This window comes from Sulfurimonas sp. HSL1-2 (genome assembly GCF_039645565.1).
GTDB lineage: Bacteria > Campylobacterota > Campylobacteria > Campylobacterales > Sulfurimonadaceae > Thiomicrolovo > Thiomicrolovo zhangzhouensis.
The window spans coordinates 824,129-840,444 of record NZ_CP147914.1; the positions used below are offsets into that span (position 1 = coordinate 824,129).

A 16,316-nucleotide genomic window follows, 5' to 3' on the forward strand; every position below is an offset into this window, starting at 1 on the left:
ACGTGATGATAGTGTGATAATTATTGCCTATTTTTAAATAGGTATTTTTAAAAAATATTGATAAGTTTTGTTAAAAAAAAGTAAAGGTTGGCGCGTCAGCGCCCGGGGAAAAGAAGGGAACCGAGGCGAACCATCGTGGAGCCGCAGGCGATCGCCAGCTCGAAATCGCCGCTCATGCCCATGGAGCAGATCTGGGCTCCTTTGAGCCCGTCGAAGATCCTGCGGGTCGTCTCGAAGCTCTGCTTGATGTGGTCGTTGTTCTCGGTGTGGGCCCCGATGCTCATGACGCCGCGCAGGTCGATTCGGGGGCAGGTCTCCGCGATCTGCGCGTAGATATCGTGGGCTTCTTCGGGCATGACGCCGGACTTCGTATCCTCTTTGGCGCTGTTGATCTGCAGCAGGCACTCCATCGTTTTGCCCTTGGCTTCCAGGCGCTTGTCGAGGGCCTCGGCCAGCTCCAAGGAGTGCAGCGACTGCATCAGAAAGGGGTCGAGGTCGATCAGCTGGTTGATCTTGTTCTTCTGAAGGCTCCCGATAAAGTGCCACTCCAGCGGGAGCTCTTCCAGCGTTTCCATCTTCGATTTGAGGTCCTGGACCTTGTTCTCGCCGAAGGCACGCTGCCCGATCTCGTAGAGGGAGTGGACGGCATCGGCGTCGACATATTTGCTGACGGCGACCACTTTGACGATGTGGTGTTCGCTCACCAGAATGCGCGCCCGTTCGATCCGTTCGACGATCTTGTCGATGTAGATTTTATACTCTGTCTGTGTCATTGCATCAACCTGTTGATATCGTTATAGAGTCCGAGGCTCATCAGCCCGAGCAGAATCCCCCAGCCCGCGATGGTGAGCTTGAACAGGATCGCTTCGCTCGGGGCGCGCCGCATCACCATCTCGTAGAGGTTGAACATGATGTGGCCGCCGTCGAGGGCCGGGATCGGCAGCAGGTTCAGGACGCCGAGGTTGACCGAAATGAGCGCTGCAAAGAAAAAGACGGCCATCCAGCCGCTCTCGCTGGCGTCGGCGGTGATCTTGACGATGGTGACGACGCCGCCGAGTTCGGAGGTCGGCACGGCGCCGGTGATGAGTTTCTCCAGGCTGATGAAAATAAGCTTCGAGGCCTCCCAGGTCTCATCGACGGCGTAGCCGACGGCGCCGAGCAGACCGAGATCAAGCGCGTGGGTCTCCCCGGCGGAACCGATGCCGACCATCGGGCGGTAGACGGTCTCGCGGAACATGTTCTGGGTCTCGGTCATTTTCGGCGTAACGGCGATGTTCTCGACCATGCCGTCGCGCTCGATCTGCAGCGCAATCGTGCGTTCGGCCCGCTTGACGACATCGGACATCTCATCCCAGGTGGTGACGGTTTTGCCGTCGATGGCCAGGATGCGGTCGCCTTCTTTGAGGCCCGCCGCCGCTGCCGGGGAATCCTCCACGACACTGCCGATGACGGGGGAGAGGACCTGCGGCCCGCCGAGGGCGATGAGGAAGTAGAGGACGAAGGCCAGTCCGAAGTTGGCCGCGGGGCCTGCCAGCAGGATCGCGATGCGCTGCAGGGGCGTTTTACTGTTGTAGCTGTCCGGGTCGGGACTGGTCTTGGTCGGGTCGCTGTCATCCTGCCCCTTCATGCGGACGTAGCCGCCCAGGGGGATCGCCGCGATGCGCCACTCGGTGTTGAACGCCCGGAAGCTGGCCAGTTTTTTGCCGAAGCCGATGCTGAAGACCTCGACATAGACGCCGAGGCGGCGGGCCACGGCGAAGTGTCCGAGCTCATGGAAGAAGATCAGCGCCGAGAGGACGAGGAGGGAGATAAGCCAGCTCATGCCGCGTGGTGCCTTGCGTAGGTGCGGGCGAAGCCGACGACGTATTCGGCCCCGGAGTAGACGGTGAGGACGACGGCGATCCAGAGCAGGATGTCCCCGCCGGGCCAGTGCATCAGCAGGAAGCCGACGGCGAACATCTGCGCGACCGTCTTGACCTTGCCGGCCCAGGAGGCGGCAATGTCGATCCCCTCGGAGATGGAGACGGTGCGCAGCCCGGTGATGAAGAGTTCCCTGACGATAATAATATAGATGGCCCACGGCGAGGCGGCATCGGTCATCATCAGCCCCAGGAAGGCAGCGAGAATAAGCATCTTGTCCGCCAGCGGGTCGAGGATCTTGCCCGTCATGGTGATCTGGTCGAGCTCGCGTGCAATGTAGCCGTCAAAGAAGTCCGTGGCGCTGGCGAGGACGAAAAGGAGGGACGCAACATAGTAGTTCCAGGTGATATCGATCCCCCGGTCCGTAAAGGTCTCCGGGTTCAGGATGATCCAGAACATCAGCGGCGCGATGATGATGCGCGACAGTGCCAGGGAGTTGGGCAGGTTAAACATTATTTAAAGGTCGTCCCGCCGTCGACGACAATGGTCTGGCCGGTAATCCAGCTTGCCTCTTCCGTACAGAGGAAGTAGACGGCGCCGGCGATATCTTCGGGCTGTCCCATACGGCCGATCGCGGAGCGTCTGACCGTCTCTGCCTTGACCTCTTCGTAGTTGGTGAAGGCTTTGAGGGCGTCGGTGTCGATGGGGCCGCCGGAGACGGCATTGACACGGATGTTCATTTCACCCAGCTCCACGGCGGCGTAGCGGCTCATCGCCTCGACGGCAGCCTTGTTCGTGCCGTGGCCGGCATAGTTCTCGATGTAGACGAGGTTCCCGGTACTGGACATCGTGACGACGGCACCGCCGCCGATCTTTTCCATCCGCTTTGCCGCTTCCTGGGTGCCCATGACGAAGGCGTTGACCGTCGCGGTGTAGATGTTGTTCAGACCGCGGGGCTTGAGGCGCATGAACTTGCCGTAGCCGCCGACGACCGGGCGGCCGTAGATCATGGCGTTGGAGACAAAAAAGTCAATACGGTCGAAATCCTCGTCGATCTTGAGGAAGAGGGGCTTGAACTCGTCGGGTTCGAGAATGTTCAGCGCATAGGCGCGCGCCTTGATACCGTATTCAGCTTCCCAGGAGGCCGCCAGCTCGTTTGCGACGGCTTCGTTGCTGTTATAGGTAAAGGCGATATTGACGCCGTTGGCGGCAAACTTCTCGGCGATCGCTTTTCCGATCCCCTTGGTTGCCCCGGTGATGACCAGTGTTTTGCCTTTCATCTCTGACATTTAGTTGACTCCTACGATGGTATAGTTTTTCATGACTTCTTCGATGCGCTTCATATTCGCCGCCGACGGCGGAACGAGCGGCAGGCGGTATTCGAGGGTGTCGATGAGCCCGGCGATATACATGGCCGCCTTGATCGGGATGGGGTTGGCCTCGCAGAAGAGGACCTGGTTGATCGGCAGCAGCTGCTCGTTGAGGGCGCGCGCCGTGGCGTAATCGCCTTCGAGCGCACTGCGGACGAGGGCACTTTTCATATCGGGCAGCAGGTTTGCCGTGACCGAGGTGATCCCCGCACCGCCGGCGGCGAGGATGGGGTAGTCGATGGCGTCGTCGCCGCTGAAGACCTTGAGCTCCGGACGGCGTGAAAGCAGGTCGACGGTGCGCTCCAGGCTGCCGGTGGCCTCTTTGATGCCGAAGATGTTCGGCAGGTCGTCAAAGAGTCGGATGACGGTGTCCGCGGAGATGTCGGACATGGTGCGTCCCGGGACGTTGTAGAGCATGAACGGCAGTTCCGGAACGGCTTCGGCGATCGCCTTGTAGTGCTGGTACAGTCCCTCCTGGGAGGGTTTGTTGTAGTAAGGCGCGACGGAGAAGATCGCGTCGACGCCGCACTCCCGGGCACGGATGGCTGTGGTGATGGCTTCGGCCGTGGCGTTGCTGCCGGCGCCGGCGAGGACTTTGGTCTGTGTCCCCTTGCAGACTTCGACGGCGATCTCCATACAGCGGATATCTTCGTCCGGTGTCAGCGTCGCACTCTCCCCGGTCGTGCCGACGGGACAGACGGCATCGATCCCGTTGTCGATCTGCCGCTGGATCAGCGCCGCGTAGGACTGTTCGTCGAGTTTGCCGTTTTTGAACGGGGTGATCAGCGCGGTACTTGAACCGGTGATAATGTTCATTGGTCTGCCTTTCTCAAAATGATGGTCGTAGAGTGTTTGTCGTCAAAATAGGTCTGTGCCGTCTTCCGGATCTGCTCGGCCGTCAGCGCCGCGATGTTCTCCTCGTAGGTCTCCAGCGGTTTCAGGTCGCCGCGGGCGAGGTAGCCGCCGAAGAGGTCGGCGACGGAGCTGGCGCTCTCCAGGGAGAAGATGAAGTCGGCTCTTGTGTTGATCTTGACCTTTTCAAGCTCCGCCTTGGAGACGGGCTCGGCCTTGATACGGTTGATCTGCGCCTGCAGCTCCGCCTCGACGGTTTCGGCCTTGACGCCCGGGTTGCACGCCGCCAGGAAGATGAAGACGCCCGGGTCGATATTTTCCATGTTGTAGGCGTAGATCTGGTTGACCAGGCGTTTTTTGTCGACGAGCTCGCTGTAGAGCCGGCTGCTCTTGCCGGAGCTCAGCATCTCGGAGATGGCGGAGAGGGCCGGCTGGTCCGGGTGGCGGAAGTCGGGAATGTGGTAGACGATCGCGATCATCTCCACTTCGCTCTCTTTTTCGATGAAGACGCGCTTGGCGCCGTCCTGTACCGGCTCTTTCGCCAGGACCTTGGGGATGTCGCGGCTGTTCTTGACCGGTCCGAAGTGCTTCTTCGCGAGGGCGAAAACGGTCTCTGGCTCGATGTCGCCCGTGACGATGAGAATAGCGTTGCCCGGCTGGTAGTAGGTCGCATGGAAGTTGCGGATATCGTCGATGGTCCAGGTCTGGATGTCGTTCATGAAGCCGATCGGCGTCCAGTGGTAGGGGTGGTAGAGGTAGGCGTTGTTGAAGAGCCGGAAATAGAGGTAGCCCAGGGGGTTGTTGTCCGTGCGCCAGCGGCGCTCTTCGGCGACGACGTCACGCTCGGGCTGGAACTCCTCGTCCTTGAGGCTGAGGTTGGCCATCAGCTCCGCGAAAAGGGAGATGGATTTTTCCGCATTCCCCGTGGAGCTTTTGATGAAGTAGTGGGTGTAGTCGAAGCCGGTGGAGGCGTTGTTGACGCCGCCGACGCTCTTGACCTCTTCGTCGAACTGGCCCGCTTTGAGGTGCTCGGAGGATTTGAAGTTCATGTGTTCGAGCATGTGCGCGATGCCGCTTTTGCCCATTACTTCGTTGCGGCTTCCCACTTTGTAAAAGACATCGGTCGAGATGACCCCCGTGCCGTTGTGCATCGGGATGACAACGACCTGCATCCCGTTTTCCAGTGTCTGCGTTTCATAAGGCGGCAGTGAATTTGCCATAAGCGTTCCTAAGGTGAAAAATAGTGCGACAACCGTTCTGATCATCGTCTGTCGGCTCCGATAGCCTCGGTGATATTGCTGTAACCGTCGCGCTTCAGCAGGTCGACGAGCCCGCGGTTGATCTCACCGATGAGCTCTGGTCCTTTGAAGATCAGGGCCGAATAGACCTGGACGAGGGAGGCACCCGCCTTGATACGGCGGTAGGCCTCTTCGGCGCTGTCGATCCCCCCGACGGAAATGAGCACCGTTTTACCGAAGAGTTCCTTCGCCACGGCTTCGAAGATCGTGAAACTCTTCTCCTTTAAGACTTTGCCGGAGAGCCCGCCGATTTCTTTGGGGTGGGCGACCAGGGAGTAGTCGACGGTCGTATTGGTCGCGATAATCCCGTCGGCCCCTTTTTCGACGGCCAGGGTCGCCAGCGCCACGGCCTGTTCGGGGGTCATGTCCGGGGCGATCTTGAGCAGGATCGGCTTGTCGGTGAGCGCCTTGGCCTCGGCGAAGAGTTCGGCGATGAAGGTTTCGTTCTGCAGGTCGCGCAGGCCCGGGGTGTTCGGCGACGAGATATTGATGACGAGGTAGTCCCCCAGGTCGTGCAGGCCGCGGATGAGCTGGGTGTAGTCGCTGATCGCGTCCTGCTCGGGCGTGACCTTGTTCTTGCCGATGTTGACGCCGATGGGGGTCGTGAAGGGGTAGCGCGCTTTCAGACGCTGCTGCACTTTGTACATCCCCTCGTTGTTGAAGCCCATGGCGTTCTGGATCGTCTCTTCCTCCACGTGGCGGAACATCCGAGGTTTCGGATTGCCCGGCTGCGGCTGGGGCGTGACGGTGCCGATCTCGGTGTAGCCGAACCCGAGCGCCTGGATGCCGCGGATCATCGTCGCATTCTTGTCGAAGCCCGCGCCCAGGCCGACGGGGTTGGGGAAGGTACGCCCGAACAGCTCCTGGTTCAGGATCGGGTCGGCGACAAAGTGCTTTTCCAGCCAGCGGTTGAAGAGCGAAGGGCAGACGTTGGCCATGCGCAGCAGGGTTGCCACGACGTGGTGGGCCGTCTCCGGCTGCAGTTTGAAAAGCCACGGTTTGAGGGATTCGTAAGCGATCATCACGTACCTGTTTTTGGCAGGATTATACTTAATAATGATTTACGGTCAGTTAAAGCAGGAAGGTTTGTGCCAGGAACAGGAAGATAAAAAAGCCGAAAACATCGGTTGTCGTCGTCAGGAAAATCGATGAAGCCAGGGCAGGGTCGATCCCCAGTCTATGCAGTCCCAGGGGGATGAGGGTCCCGGCCGTCCCGGCGACAAGCAGGTTGGAGAAGAGGGCCGCTGCGACGATGGTGCCCAGGCGGAGATCGCCGAACCAGAGGTAGACCACGAGCGCGGCGACGACGGCAACGGAGAGCCCGTTGGCGAGGACGATGAGCGCCTCCCGTCGCACGGCGGCGGAGACCCCCTCATACTCGATCTCCCCCAGGGCGATCTTGCGGATGGTGACGGTCAGCGCCTGCATTCCGGCATTGCCGCCGAGGGCGGCGATAACGGGCAGCAGGGCGGCAAGGGCGATGTAAGAGGCTATTGTCGCATCAAAGAGGTTGATGACGGCGGAGGCCGCGAGGATGGCAACGAGGTTGAACAGCAGCCAGATCAGCCGCTGGTGCGCCGCGCGGGAGACGGAACTCTCTTCGGCCTCGTCGTCGACCCCGGCCAGACCGTAGGCCTGGTCCGTTTCGATCTGGCGGATCATGTCGTAGATGTCGTCGTACACGATCCGGCCGATCAGTTTGCCTTCGCTGTTGACGACGGCGATGATGTTGAGGTCGTACTCCTCGAAAAGACGGACGACATCCGCAATCGGCGAGGCGGGACGGATGGAGAGGGGAGCTTTGCGGTCGCCGCGCTGCAGGATCTCCCCGATGGTCGTCGTGTCGTCAAAGAGGATGAGGTCGGTGAAGTGCAGGGTCCCGAGCAGCAGCCCCTCCGCATTGGTGACAAAGAGCTTGATGATCGGTGCGGCCGGTTCGTTCTGGCGGAAAAGACGGATGAGCGTTTTGACGTCGCCGACGGTGTCTTCGGGGTGGGCGGCCAGGAATTCGCGCTCCATGTAGGCACCCGCCTGGTCCTCTTCGTACTTGGAGAGTTCCAGGACCTCCCGCCGCTCCTCATGGGCCATCAGCGAAAGGATCCGTTCGGCCAGCGTGGCATCGAGCTGGCGGATATCCTGGATGAGGTCGGTCGCCTCGTCACTCTCGATCGCTTCGGCGGCCCGGGCGAGCCGGTGCGGCGGGAGGCGTTCGGCGGCGGCAGCGAAGGCTTCGGCGGGGAGTTCGAGCAGCACTTCACCCAGGTGCTGATGGCTGAGTTTGCTCAGATTCGAAAAGAAGAGCCCGATGTCGTAGGCATGCAGCTTGACGAGGCTTTTGGCCATGTCGGTGGGGTTGAACCGTTCGTGCCCCCCGGCAACGGCATGGATAAGGTCGACATGCTTTTTGATCTTCGGCTTCATATGTTAATCGTAGCAAGCGTTCCTGAAAAACAGGGCGGGTCGTGCCGGAAACTCAGGGGACTCTGCTGAAAAAGACCGAAATGTTGCGCATGTAATGCCCCCGTAATGGGGGTGGGGAATAATCAGACGTTCACGACGAAGGAGTGACCATGCCGCACGCATCGAAAGAGAACCTCTTTTTTGCCACCCTTCTGGGCGCCGCCACCCTCTGGTTCGTCATCTGGGGGATGGACTATACCTACCAACACCATACGCTGACGTTTCTGCTCGCGACCCTCTTTATGATCTTTATGGCGTTCAATATCGGCGGGAACGATGTCGCCAACTCGTTCGGGACCAGTGTCGGCGCCGGCACGCTGTCGATGAAACAGGCGCTGATCGTCGCGGGGATTTTCGAAGTAAGCGGCGCGATGATCGCCGGGGGGCAGGTCACCGACACGATCCGCAAGGGGATCGTCGACCTGGGCGGGATCGATGTCTCGCCGATGGAGTTCGTCTATATCATGATGTCGGCGCTGCTCGCGGCGGCGGGGTGGCTGCTGATCGCGACGCGGAAGGGGTGGCCCGTTTCGACGACCCATTCCATCGTCGGCGGGATCGTCGGCAGCTCCATCGCGCTGGGGATCGTCATCGACGGCGCGGATACGGCGCTTGGCATGGTACACTGGCACAAGATCGGCCTGATCGCGTCGTCGTGGGTGATCTCGCCGCTGCTCGGCGGCCTGCTCGCCTACCTGCTCTACGGCGCAATCAAAAAATTCATTCTCGGCTATAACGAGCGGGCGGCGGAGAAGCTCAAAGCGCTCAAACAGGAGAAGAGAGCACTACGCCGTGAGTATGAGCAGCAGTACATGGCGATGGCACCGGAAGCGCGGATGGCCGAGGATCTGAAGGTCGTCGAGGATTCCGAGGCGGAGCATGAGGATGACTTCTGCAGTGCGGACATCGAATCGATCTACTACAAGAAGATGTATGCGCACCGAAAGCGCAAAGAGGAGATCAAAGCCTATCACGCCCTCCAGAACTGGGTACCGCTGATCGCCGCCTTCGGTTCCATGATCATTACCGGCATGGTCATCTTCAAAGGCCTCAAACACATTGAGCTCGATTTTTCCACTCTCAACAAGTACCTGATCATGTTCATGATCGCGGCCCTGGTCTGGATGGCGGTCTTCATCTATGCCAAAACGATCAGGGGAAAAAACCTGGAAAAGTCCACCTTCCTGCTTTTCAGCTGGCTGCAGGTCTTTACGGCGTCGGGGTTTGCCTTCAGCCACGGGTCCAATGACATCGCCAACGCCATCGGGCCTTTTGCGGCGGTTTTGGATGTTCTGCGTTCGGGTTCGGTGGCCGGGCAGGCGGCCGTCCCGCCGCTGGCGATGCTGACGGCGGGGATCGCCATGGTGGGCGGGCTCTGGTTTGTCGGGCGCTTTGTCATCCAGACTGTCGGGCATGATCTGACCACAATGCACCCCGCATCGGGCTTTGCCGCCGAACTCAGTGCGAGTGCCGTCATCCTGTTGGCGACGACCTTCGGGATCCCGGTATCGAGTACGCATATCCTGATCGGTGCGGTTTTGGGCATTGGCATCGTCAATCGGCAGACGAACTGGGCAATGATGAAGCCTATCGGCCTGGCGTGGGTCATAACGCTTCCCGTTGCGGCGCTGCTTTCAGCCCTGGTTTATGTTGTTCTGCGCAATGTATTGTAGACCGGGAGACGGCATCTTTGAATAGTGTGGGGAGGCGGATAGGGTGTAAAGCTCGCGCCGGGCGTCGTTGAGGGCGCCTGCGTGTGTGGACAGTCCGGTTACCCGAAAAGTTTTTTCATCGTCGTAAAGAAGATTTTGAAGAGGCCTTTGTTCCCGACCAGGTCATTGATAAATTCGTCGTAGCTTTTCCCTTTCTCTTCGAGGTAGCCGCGCAGGTATTTTTCCGAGCCTTCGATGCCGCTCTCGTTCTCGATTTCGACCAGTTTCTTATAGATCGGTTCGATGGCGTTGATGACGTTGTCAGGTGCTGCTTTGCGGTAAGCGGTGTAGTTGACGATCTCGTTGGTGATCTTGTCCGTTTTCGGCTCGAAATCGGTAATGACCCAGTAGTGACGGCCGTCTTTGGCACGGTTTTTAACAACGGCTAAAATGTTGTGCTTACTTTTGATACGGTCCCACATCATTTTGAAGATGACCTTCGGCATATCAGGATGACGGATCATGTTGTGCGGATGCCCGATCAGCTCGCTCTCTTTGTAACCAGAAATTTCAACAAAATAATCATTGCCGTATTCGATGATCCCCTTGGGATCTGTTTTACTGACAATATATTTTTTTGGGTCCAGATCTATACGATCTTTAACAGAACCTGACATAAATAAACCTTTTTGTTAATTTGTACCGTTATTTGCGGTTACTAAATTAGTTTAACAATCGTTAAATAAATTCAACGTTAAGCTAGTATAATTGTTTCTAATTTGAAACAGATGCTAAAGCGAGATGAGAAACATGAAAAAAAATGATGCACTTCAAGTGGTCGCCAAGGCGAAAAAACTGCAGAACGGCGAAATGCAAAAAGTACTGTTGATGGTCAAAAAAATCCCGCTTGACGGGGACGCGATTGCGACGAGTTATCTGGAGTGCGGCGTCGACAAGGCGCTGCGCGAAGATGAAGAGGGGCTGAAAAAACTGGTGGGCGCTTCACTCATCGAAGAGATCGAGGAACTGCATAAACAGTGGCATGAGGAGTACTACAAGATTTATGAACTCTACCAGAAGGAGAAGGGGCTGGTCTCGAAGCTTTTCGGCAGCCAGCCGAAACTGACCGAACTGGACCAGGAGAAGGTGATGAATTACAGCAACGACCTCAAAGAGATGACGCGCAAGATCATCTACAAGCTCGAAGCGGCCGAGGGGCGTCTGAAACTGCTGCGGGGGTGAGTAGCGCCGTGTCGGGCCGTTATTCCGTTTTTTCCCAGAAGGTCCCCTGCGGGGTGTCCATCAGCTGAACCCCCAGGGCAGTGATCTCGCTGCGCAGCGCGTCAGAACGTTCAAAGTCCTTTGCCTGCTTGGCTTCGTTGCGTGCCGCGATCAGCCCCTCGATTTTTGCTTTCGTCTCCTCATCGATCCCGTGCTGGAAATACGCGTAGGGGTTCATCGTCCCGAAACCGAGCAGCGATTCGACATAGGCGAGGTCGGCCAGCACTTTGCGTTTGAAGCCTTTGTCTTTCGGGTTGGCGTCGAGCCCCTCGTTGGCCGCGGCCATCATCTCATCGAGCAGCGCCAGGGCTTTTGAGATGTTCAGGTCATCCCCCAGCGCTTCGAGCAGTGCCGCCTGGAACGGGGTCTTCTCCTCGACCGCTTTCATGCCGAAGAGGCGTTTTTTCAGGCGGTAGAGACGGTCGAGCCGTTTTTTTGCGGCCAGCAGGTCCTCTTCGTTGAAATTGAAGTCGCTGCGGTAGTGGGTGCCGAGCAGGAAGAAGCGGAGCACTTCGCCGCTGTAAGCCTTCAGCGCATCCTTGATGAAGAAGCTGTTGCCGAGGCTTTTGCTCATCTTCTCGCCGCCCACGGTGACAAAGCCGTTGTGCATCCAGTAGCGTGCCAGTTCGTGTCCCGTGGCGCAGCGGGTCTGTGCCGCCTCGTTCTCGTGGTGGGGGAAGAGCAGGTCGGCCCCGCCGCCGTGGATGTCAATGGCGTACTCCATGTGGGTGCTGAGGTGTTTTTCGATCATCGCCGAGCACTCGGTGTGCCACCCCGGGCGCCCCTTGCCGAAAGGCGAATCGAAGGCGACGGCATCGCCCTGCACCCCTTTCCACAGCGCGAAATCCGCCGGATGGCGTTTCTCACCGAAGCTCTCGACGCGCTGCTGGGTATCGGCCTCGTCCTGGCGGCGGTTGGAGATGCTGAGATACCCGTTGTCGCTCCCCGTATCGAAATAGACGTCGCCATTGCTCGTCTGGTAGGCGTGGCCGGTGTCGAGCAGTTTCTGGATGAGGTCGAACATCGCCTCGAGGGATTCGGTCGCCTTGGGTTCCAGGGTGGGGCGCTGTACGCCCAGCGCGCTCATATCGCGGTGGTAGGCCTCGGTATAGGTGTCGGTCAGTTCCGTGATGGAGATGCCCGCTTCGCGGGATTTGTTGATGATCTTGTCGTCGATGTCGGTGATGTTGCGGGCATAGGTGACATCGTAGCCTTCGGCTTCAAGCACGCGGCGCAGCAGGTCGAAGACGAGGGCGCTCTTGGCGTGGCCCAGGTGGGCGTCGTCGTAGACGGTCGGTCCGCAGACATAGAGCGATACTTTGCCCGGGATCAGCGGCTCGAAGCGGCGTTTGGTCTTGGTGACACTGTCAAATATATGCATGGAGCAGCTCCTTGAATGCGAGGACGGCCAGGGTGAAGAGTGCGACGGCAAACAGCCACCGGAGCCCGTTTTTCGGGCGAATTATAGCAGATACGTGTGCCCGTCCCACGGCCCGCAGCGTGGCCGCGAGGGCGACGGTGCCGCCGAGCGACGAGGCCAGGGCCAGCCCCGCGCCGCCGAGGGGGGCGATAAGCGCCAGAGAGAGCAGCACGTTCGTCCCCAGGCTCCAGGTCGCGATCTTCGCCGCTTCACCCTGCCGGCGCTGGGCGTAAAGCCACAGGGAAAAGAGCTTGCCGAGGCCGAAGGGGATGAGGCCGATGAGGTACATCTGCAGGATCAGGGCCGTGGCAGCCGTGTTGTCGGCCGTGAACGCCCCGCGTTCGAAGAGCAGCTGCGTGATCTCTGCGGCCAGGACGATCCCGCCGACCGCCGAAAAGCTGAGCAGGTAGAGCAGGAACCAGAACGCCTTGGCAAGCATGGCGTGCGCCTGCGCCTCGTTGTCGTGCTTGAGGTGGCGGGAGATCCTGGGGAAGAGGGCGATCGAGGTGGCGATGGCAAAGAGTGCCAGCGGCAGCTGGAAGACGCGGTTGGCGTAGTAGAGGTAGCTGATGACCCCGGCGCTGAGGAAACTGGCGAGCCAGGTGTCCAGGAAAGCGGCAATCTGCGCCGTCGAGTTTCCCCAGACCGCGGGGAAGAACTCCCGGGTGAAGCGGCGGGTCTCCTCCCTGATCCTGGCGGCTTTGCGGCCGTAGTAGCGGATGCCGCCGCTGAGGAGGCGGTGGAGGTTCAGGCCGCGGATGGCCAGCAGATGGACAAAGAGCTGGGCAAAGCCGCCGAGGACGACCCCGTAGCTCAGATAGAGCACCACGGTCTCATCGCTGCCGTCGCGGGCGAGCAGGAGGGCGATGATCAGGGCAATATTGAGCAGGCCGGTCGCAAAGGCCGTGGTGGCAAAGTGGTTTTTGTACTGCAAAAAGGTGCTCAGAAAGGTGACGGCAAAGATGAGCGGCAGGTAGAAGAAGTTGATGGCGACGTAGGGGGCGGCCATCTGCACCGTCTGCGCGTCAAACCCCAGGGCGATCACCTTGGCCGCAAGGGCGGGAAAGAGGTTGACCGCGAGGGTCATCAGCAAGATGATGCCCAGGAAGACAAGGAAGACGTGGACCGAAAAGACCGCCTTGTGCTTCGAACGGGTAAAGGCGGGAAGGAAGGACTGGGTGAAGGCCCCCTCCGCAAAGATACGCCGGAAAAGGTTTGGGAGTTTGAAGGCGATAAAGAAGATGTCACTGTAGATGTTCGCGCCCAGTATCGACGCAGTGAGCAGGTCGCGGGCAAACCCGAGGATGCGCGAAAAGAGGATGCCGAAGCTGTTGGTAAAGATGGATTTAAACATCCCGTTCCCCCCGGCAGGTCTTAAGCGCGTATCGTCTGTTCATCATGGCTGGAACTCCCTTATAAGCAGGGATTCTAGCACAGGGGAACCCAAAAATATCTCCAGAGGAGCGGAAGGATCACACAAATATCACATTAAACGGATTAACACAGAAGTAACACTTTTTTCTTAACATACGCTTCAATTTTGATATTAGGAGATGTTAGTGAATGTTATTTTAAGAAAGAGCCTGCTTTTGCTGGGGCTGCTGGTCACCCTTGCAGAGGCGGAAGATACCTATTTTACGTCCTATCACTTTATGGGTTCGGGCAACTGTATACGCTGCCATAACGGTATGACGGACAGTTACGGAAACGATATGTCGATCGAGACGGCGTGGTCCTCCACGATGATGGCCAACTCCTCCAAAGACCCGATGTGGCGCGCGAAAGTACGCAGCGAGATCAACCGCAACCCGCATCTCGAGGGGGTGATCAACGATAAATGTACGCGCTGCCACGCCCCGATGGCGAACGTCGAGGCGCACAGCTCCGGCGACGAAATCGCGATCTTCGGCGACGGCTTCCTGAACCCAAGCAATGCGCACCACGACGAGGCCCTGAACGGGGTAAGCTGTACACTCTGCCACCAGGTCAAGGAGAGCAGCAAGCTTGGAACGCTTGCCGGCATGTCAGGCGGTTACGAAGTCGACGACAGCCGCAGCATCTACGGGCAGTACGGCGACGTCTTTGCCGGGCCGATGATGAACAACCTCAACTACACGATCCGCCAGAGCGACCACATCAGTGCTTCGAAGATGTGTGCAAGCTGCCACAACCTGAAAACGCCCTACGTCGACGAGAACGGCAACGTGCTCAGCACGACGTCCGAGAGCGAGTTCCCGGAGCAGATGCCCTACAGCGAGTGGGAACACAGCAGCTATGCCCAGAGCAAAAGCTGCCAGGATTGCCACATGAAGCGGGTCGACGGCGTGCGTATCTCGATGCGCCCGAACTGGGCGAATACACCGCGCGACGGCTTCGCGCAGCATATGTTCGTCGGCGGAAACGTGCTGCTGCTGGACATTCTGAAAAACAACAAAAGCGCGCTGGAGGTGACGGCGGACAATTTTGATACGACGATCGCCAAGGCGGGCGAAATGCTTCAAAGCGCCGCCGCCATCGAGGTACTCCAGTCGTCACTGCAGCAGGGCACCCTGGACGTGGCGCTCAGGATCAGCAGCACGACGGGGCACAAGCTCCCGACCAGCTTCCCCTCCCGACGGGCGTTTGTACATTTCAAAGTGACGAATGCGGCGGGCAGTGTTGTCTTCGAATCGGGCCGGGTCAACGCCGACGGCAGCATCGAGGGCGCGGACGCGGACAGCGACGCTGCGGCCTATGAGCCGCATTACGATCTCATTGACTCGGCGGACCAGGTCCAGATCTACGAGACGATCATGCAGAACAACCTTGGTGACGTGACCTATACGCTGCTGCGCGGCATGGGGTATAAAAAAGACAACCGTATCCTGCCGGCAGGCTTTGACAAAGCGACGGCTTCTGCGGATATCCGCGTGCACGGCGGTGCCGAAAACGACACCGATTTCATCGGCGGGAGCGACACGCTCTCCTACCGTGTCAGCGGGCTGCCGGAGGGTAGCTACCGCGTGGAGGCGGAACTGCTCTACCAGCCGGTCTCCTATGCCTTTGCCCAGGATATGTTCAGCGACAGCTCCGCGGAAGCGTCGGCATTCCGGTCGATGTACGATGCGTCGGCGATGAAAACGGCGCAGATCGCGGCGGCGACGTTCGATGTAGAGGGGAGCGGCGGCGCGCCGCTTCCGGCCTGCAGCGACGGTATCGACAACGACGGCGACGGCCTGGCGGACCTGGCCGACCCGGGGTGCGCCGACAGCGCGGACGATGACGAGACCGACGCGGTCACAACGGCGACGCCCGAACCGCTCCCGGAGTGCAGCGACGGCATCGACAACGACGGTGACGGCAAAACCGACCTGCAGGACCCCAGCTGTTCGGATGCCTCCGACAACGACGAAACCTATCCGCTCAAACGCCGCGGCGGGAAATAGCGGCAGCGCAGCCTGACAAAGGGCGCCGCAGGGGCGCCCGCAGACCCAGCGCATCCCTTGCGCGCTTTTACACAACTTTAACCCCCTTTGCATTACAATAACAACCAAATTGGCTGCAGGAGCGGGGATGATCGTCGGGATTGAAGGCGCGGTAGAACACAAAGAACCAACACTGGTGCATCTGAATGTTTCGGGCCTGATCTACGAGGTTTTTATTTCACTTCAGACCTACGGCGCCATCCGCGAACCCCGGGTCAAACTCCACACCTCCCACATTATCCGCGAAGACGCCCAGCTGCTGTTCGGTTTTTTCGAGAAGAGCGAAAAGGTGCTTTTCGAACGGCTCATCAAGATCAACGGCGTCGGCCCCAAGGTCGCGCAGGCGATCTGTTCGACCTTCACGCCGGCGCAGTTCGGGCAGGTGATCGCGGCCGGCGACATCACCCAGCTCAAGCGCGTGCCCGGTATCGGTCCCAAGAGTGCGGGGCGGATTCTCGTGGAGCTGGCCGGTTTCGACATCGAACTGACCGCCGGACATGCGGCCGTCCCGGCCGCCTCCGGCGAAGCGGCACAGGCCCTGGAGTCCCTGGGCTTCAAGAAAGAGGAAGTGGCCAGAGCCCTGGCCAAATGCGAAAGCACCGAGACCTCCGCCCTCGTCAAAGAGGCGCTCAAACTACTTCAGAAACTGTAAGGATCAC

Annotated in this window: 15 protein-coding genes; 4 read left to right on the forward strand and 11 right to left on the reverse strand. The window is 59.2% G+C overall.

The annotated features are described in order from the left end of the window. Positions 1-95: 95 nt before the first annotated feature. From WCX18_RS04195 to mgtE, 8 genes are read right to left on the reverse strand one after another with little or no spacing between them, the layout of a single operon-like run. On the reverse strand, positions 96-773 hold the full coding sequence (locus tag WCX18_RS04195; protein ID WP_345989903.1) for a YggS family pyridoxal phosphate-dependent enzyme: 678 nt from the start codon (positions 771-773) through the stop codon (positions 96-98). Then, entirely contained in the window at positions 770-1,822 is a 1,053-nt protein-coding gene (rseP, locus tag WCX18_RS04200; protein ID WP_345989905.1) for an RIP metalloprotease RseP, read from the reverse strand. The genes WCX18_RS04195 and rseP overlap by 4 nt, the downstream gene beginning before the upstream one ends. Beyond that, positions 1,819-2,373, reverse strand: coding sequence for a CDP-diacylglycerol--glycerol-3-phosphate 3-phosphatidyltransferase (gene pgsA, locus WCX18_RS04205; RefSeq protein WP_345989908.1), 555 nt, complete (start codon positions 2,371-2,373; stop codon positions 1,819-1,821). Before pgsA ends, rseP begins: the two co-directional genes overlap by 4 nt. Next, complete coding sequence (locus WCX18_RS04210) at positions 2,373-3,149, reverse strand: enoyl-ACP reductase (protein WP_345989910.1); 777 nt, start codon at positions 3,147-3,149, stop codon at positions 2,373-2,375. The genes pgsA and WCX18_RS04210 overlap by 1 nt, the downstream gene beginning before the upstream one ends. Then, positions 3,150-4,046 (reverse strand): 4-hydroxy-tetrahydrodipicolinate synthase, encoded by an 897-nt coding sequence (gene dapA, locus WCX18_RS04215; protein WP_345989913.1) that lies wholly within the window; start codon positions 4,044-4,046, stop codon positions 3,150-3,152. Further along, the gene (locus WCX18_RS04220) at positions 4,043-5,302 is read right to left on the reverse strand and encodes a pitrilysin family protein (RefSeq protein WP_345989916.1); all 1,260 of its coding nucleotides are present in this window, start codon (positions 5,300-5,302) and stop codon (positions 4,043-4,045) included. The genes dapA and WCX18_RS04220 overlap by 4 nt, the downstream gene beginning before the upstream one ends. 41 nt (positions 5,303-5,343) lie before the next feature. Further along, positions 5,344-6,402 (reverse strand): quinone-dependent dihydroorotate dehydrogenase, encoded by a 1,059-nt coding sequence (locus tag WCX18_RS04225; RefSeq protein ID WP_345989918.1) that lies wholly within the window; start codon positions 6,400-6,402, stop codon positions 5,344-5,346. A gap of 49 nt (positions 6,403-6,451) precedes the next feature. Next, entirely contained in the window at positions 6,452-7,801 is a 1,350-nt protein-coding gene (gene mgtE, locus WCX18_RS04230) for a magnesium transporter (RefSeq protein ID WP_345989921.1), read from the reverse strand. Between the two features lie 149 nt (positions 7,802-7,950). On the opposite strand from mgtE, the gene WCX18_RS04235 reads away from it, so the two are divergent. Beyond that, a complete protein-coding gene (locus WCX18_RS04235) occupies positions 7,951-9,513 on the forward strand; it encodes an inorganic phosphate transporter (RefSeq protein ID WP_345989924.1) in 1,563 nt (520 codons plus the stop codon). 98 nt (positions 9,514-9,611) lie between these two features. Here WCX18_RS04235 and WCX18_RS04240 read toward each other — a convergent pair whose 3' ends face one another. Next, the gene (locus WCX18_RS04240) at positions 9,612-10,169 is read right to left on the reverse strand and encodes a PAS domain-containing protein (RefSeq protein WP_345989927.1); all 558 of its coding nucleotides are present in this window, start codon (positions 10,167-10,169) and stop codon (positions 9,612-9,614) included. Positions 10,170-10,302: 133 nt separating this feature from the next. On the opposite strand from WCX18_RS04240, the gene WCX18_RS04245 reads away from it, so the two are divergent. Next, on the forward strand, positions 10,303-10,734 hold the full coding sequence (locus WCX18_RS04245; RefSeq protein WP_345989929.1) for a hypothetical protein: 432 nt from the start codon (positions 10,303-10,305) through the stop codon (positions 10,732-10,734). 19 nt (positions 10,735-10,753) lie between these two features. Here WCX18_RS04245 and cysS read toward each other — a convergent pair whose 3' ends face one another. Next, positions 10,754-12,154: a cysteine--tRNA ligase gene (cysS, locus tag WCX18_RS04250; RefSeq protein WP_345989932.1), complete on the reverse strand. Its 1,401-nt coding sequence runs from the start codon at positions 12,152-12,154 to the stop codon at positions 10,754-10,756. After that, on the reverse strand, positions 12,141-13,547 hold the full coding sequence (gene murJ, locus WCX18_RS04255; protein WP_345989935.1) for a murein biosynthesis integral membrane protein MurJ: 1,407 nt from the start codon (positions 13,545-13,547) through the stop codon (positions 12,141-12,143). The genes cysS and murJ overlap by 14 nt, the downstream gene beginning before the upstream one ends. A 205-nt stretch (positions 13,548-13,752) precedes the next feature. Here murJ and WCX18_RS04260 point away from each other — a divergent pair, with 205 nt between their 5' ends. Both WCX18_RS04260 and ruvA read left to right on the forward strand, forming a co-directional pair. Next, positions 13,753-15,618 (forward strand): hypothetical protein, encoded by a 1,866-nt coding sequence (locus WCX18_RS04260; RefSeq protein ID WP_345989937.1) that lies wholly within the window; start codon positions 13,753-13,755, stop codon positions 15,616-15,618. Positions 15,619-15,745: 127 nt separating this feature from the next. Beyond that, entirely contained in the window at positions 15,746-16,309 is a 564-nt protein-coding gene (gene ruvA, locus WCX18_RS04265; RefSeq protein ID WP_345989939.1) for a Holliday junction branch migration protein RuvA, read from the forward strand. Positions 16,310-16,316: the final 7 nt, after the last annotated feature.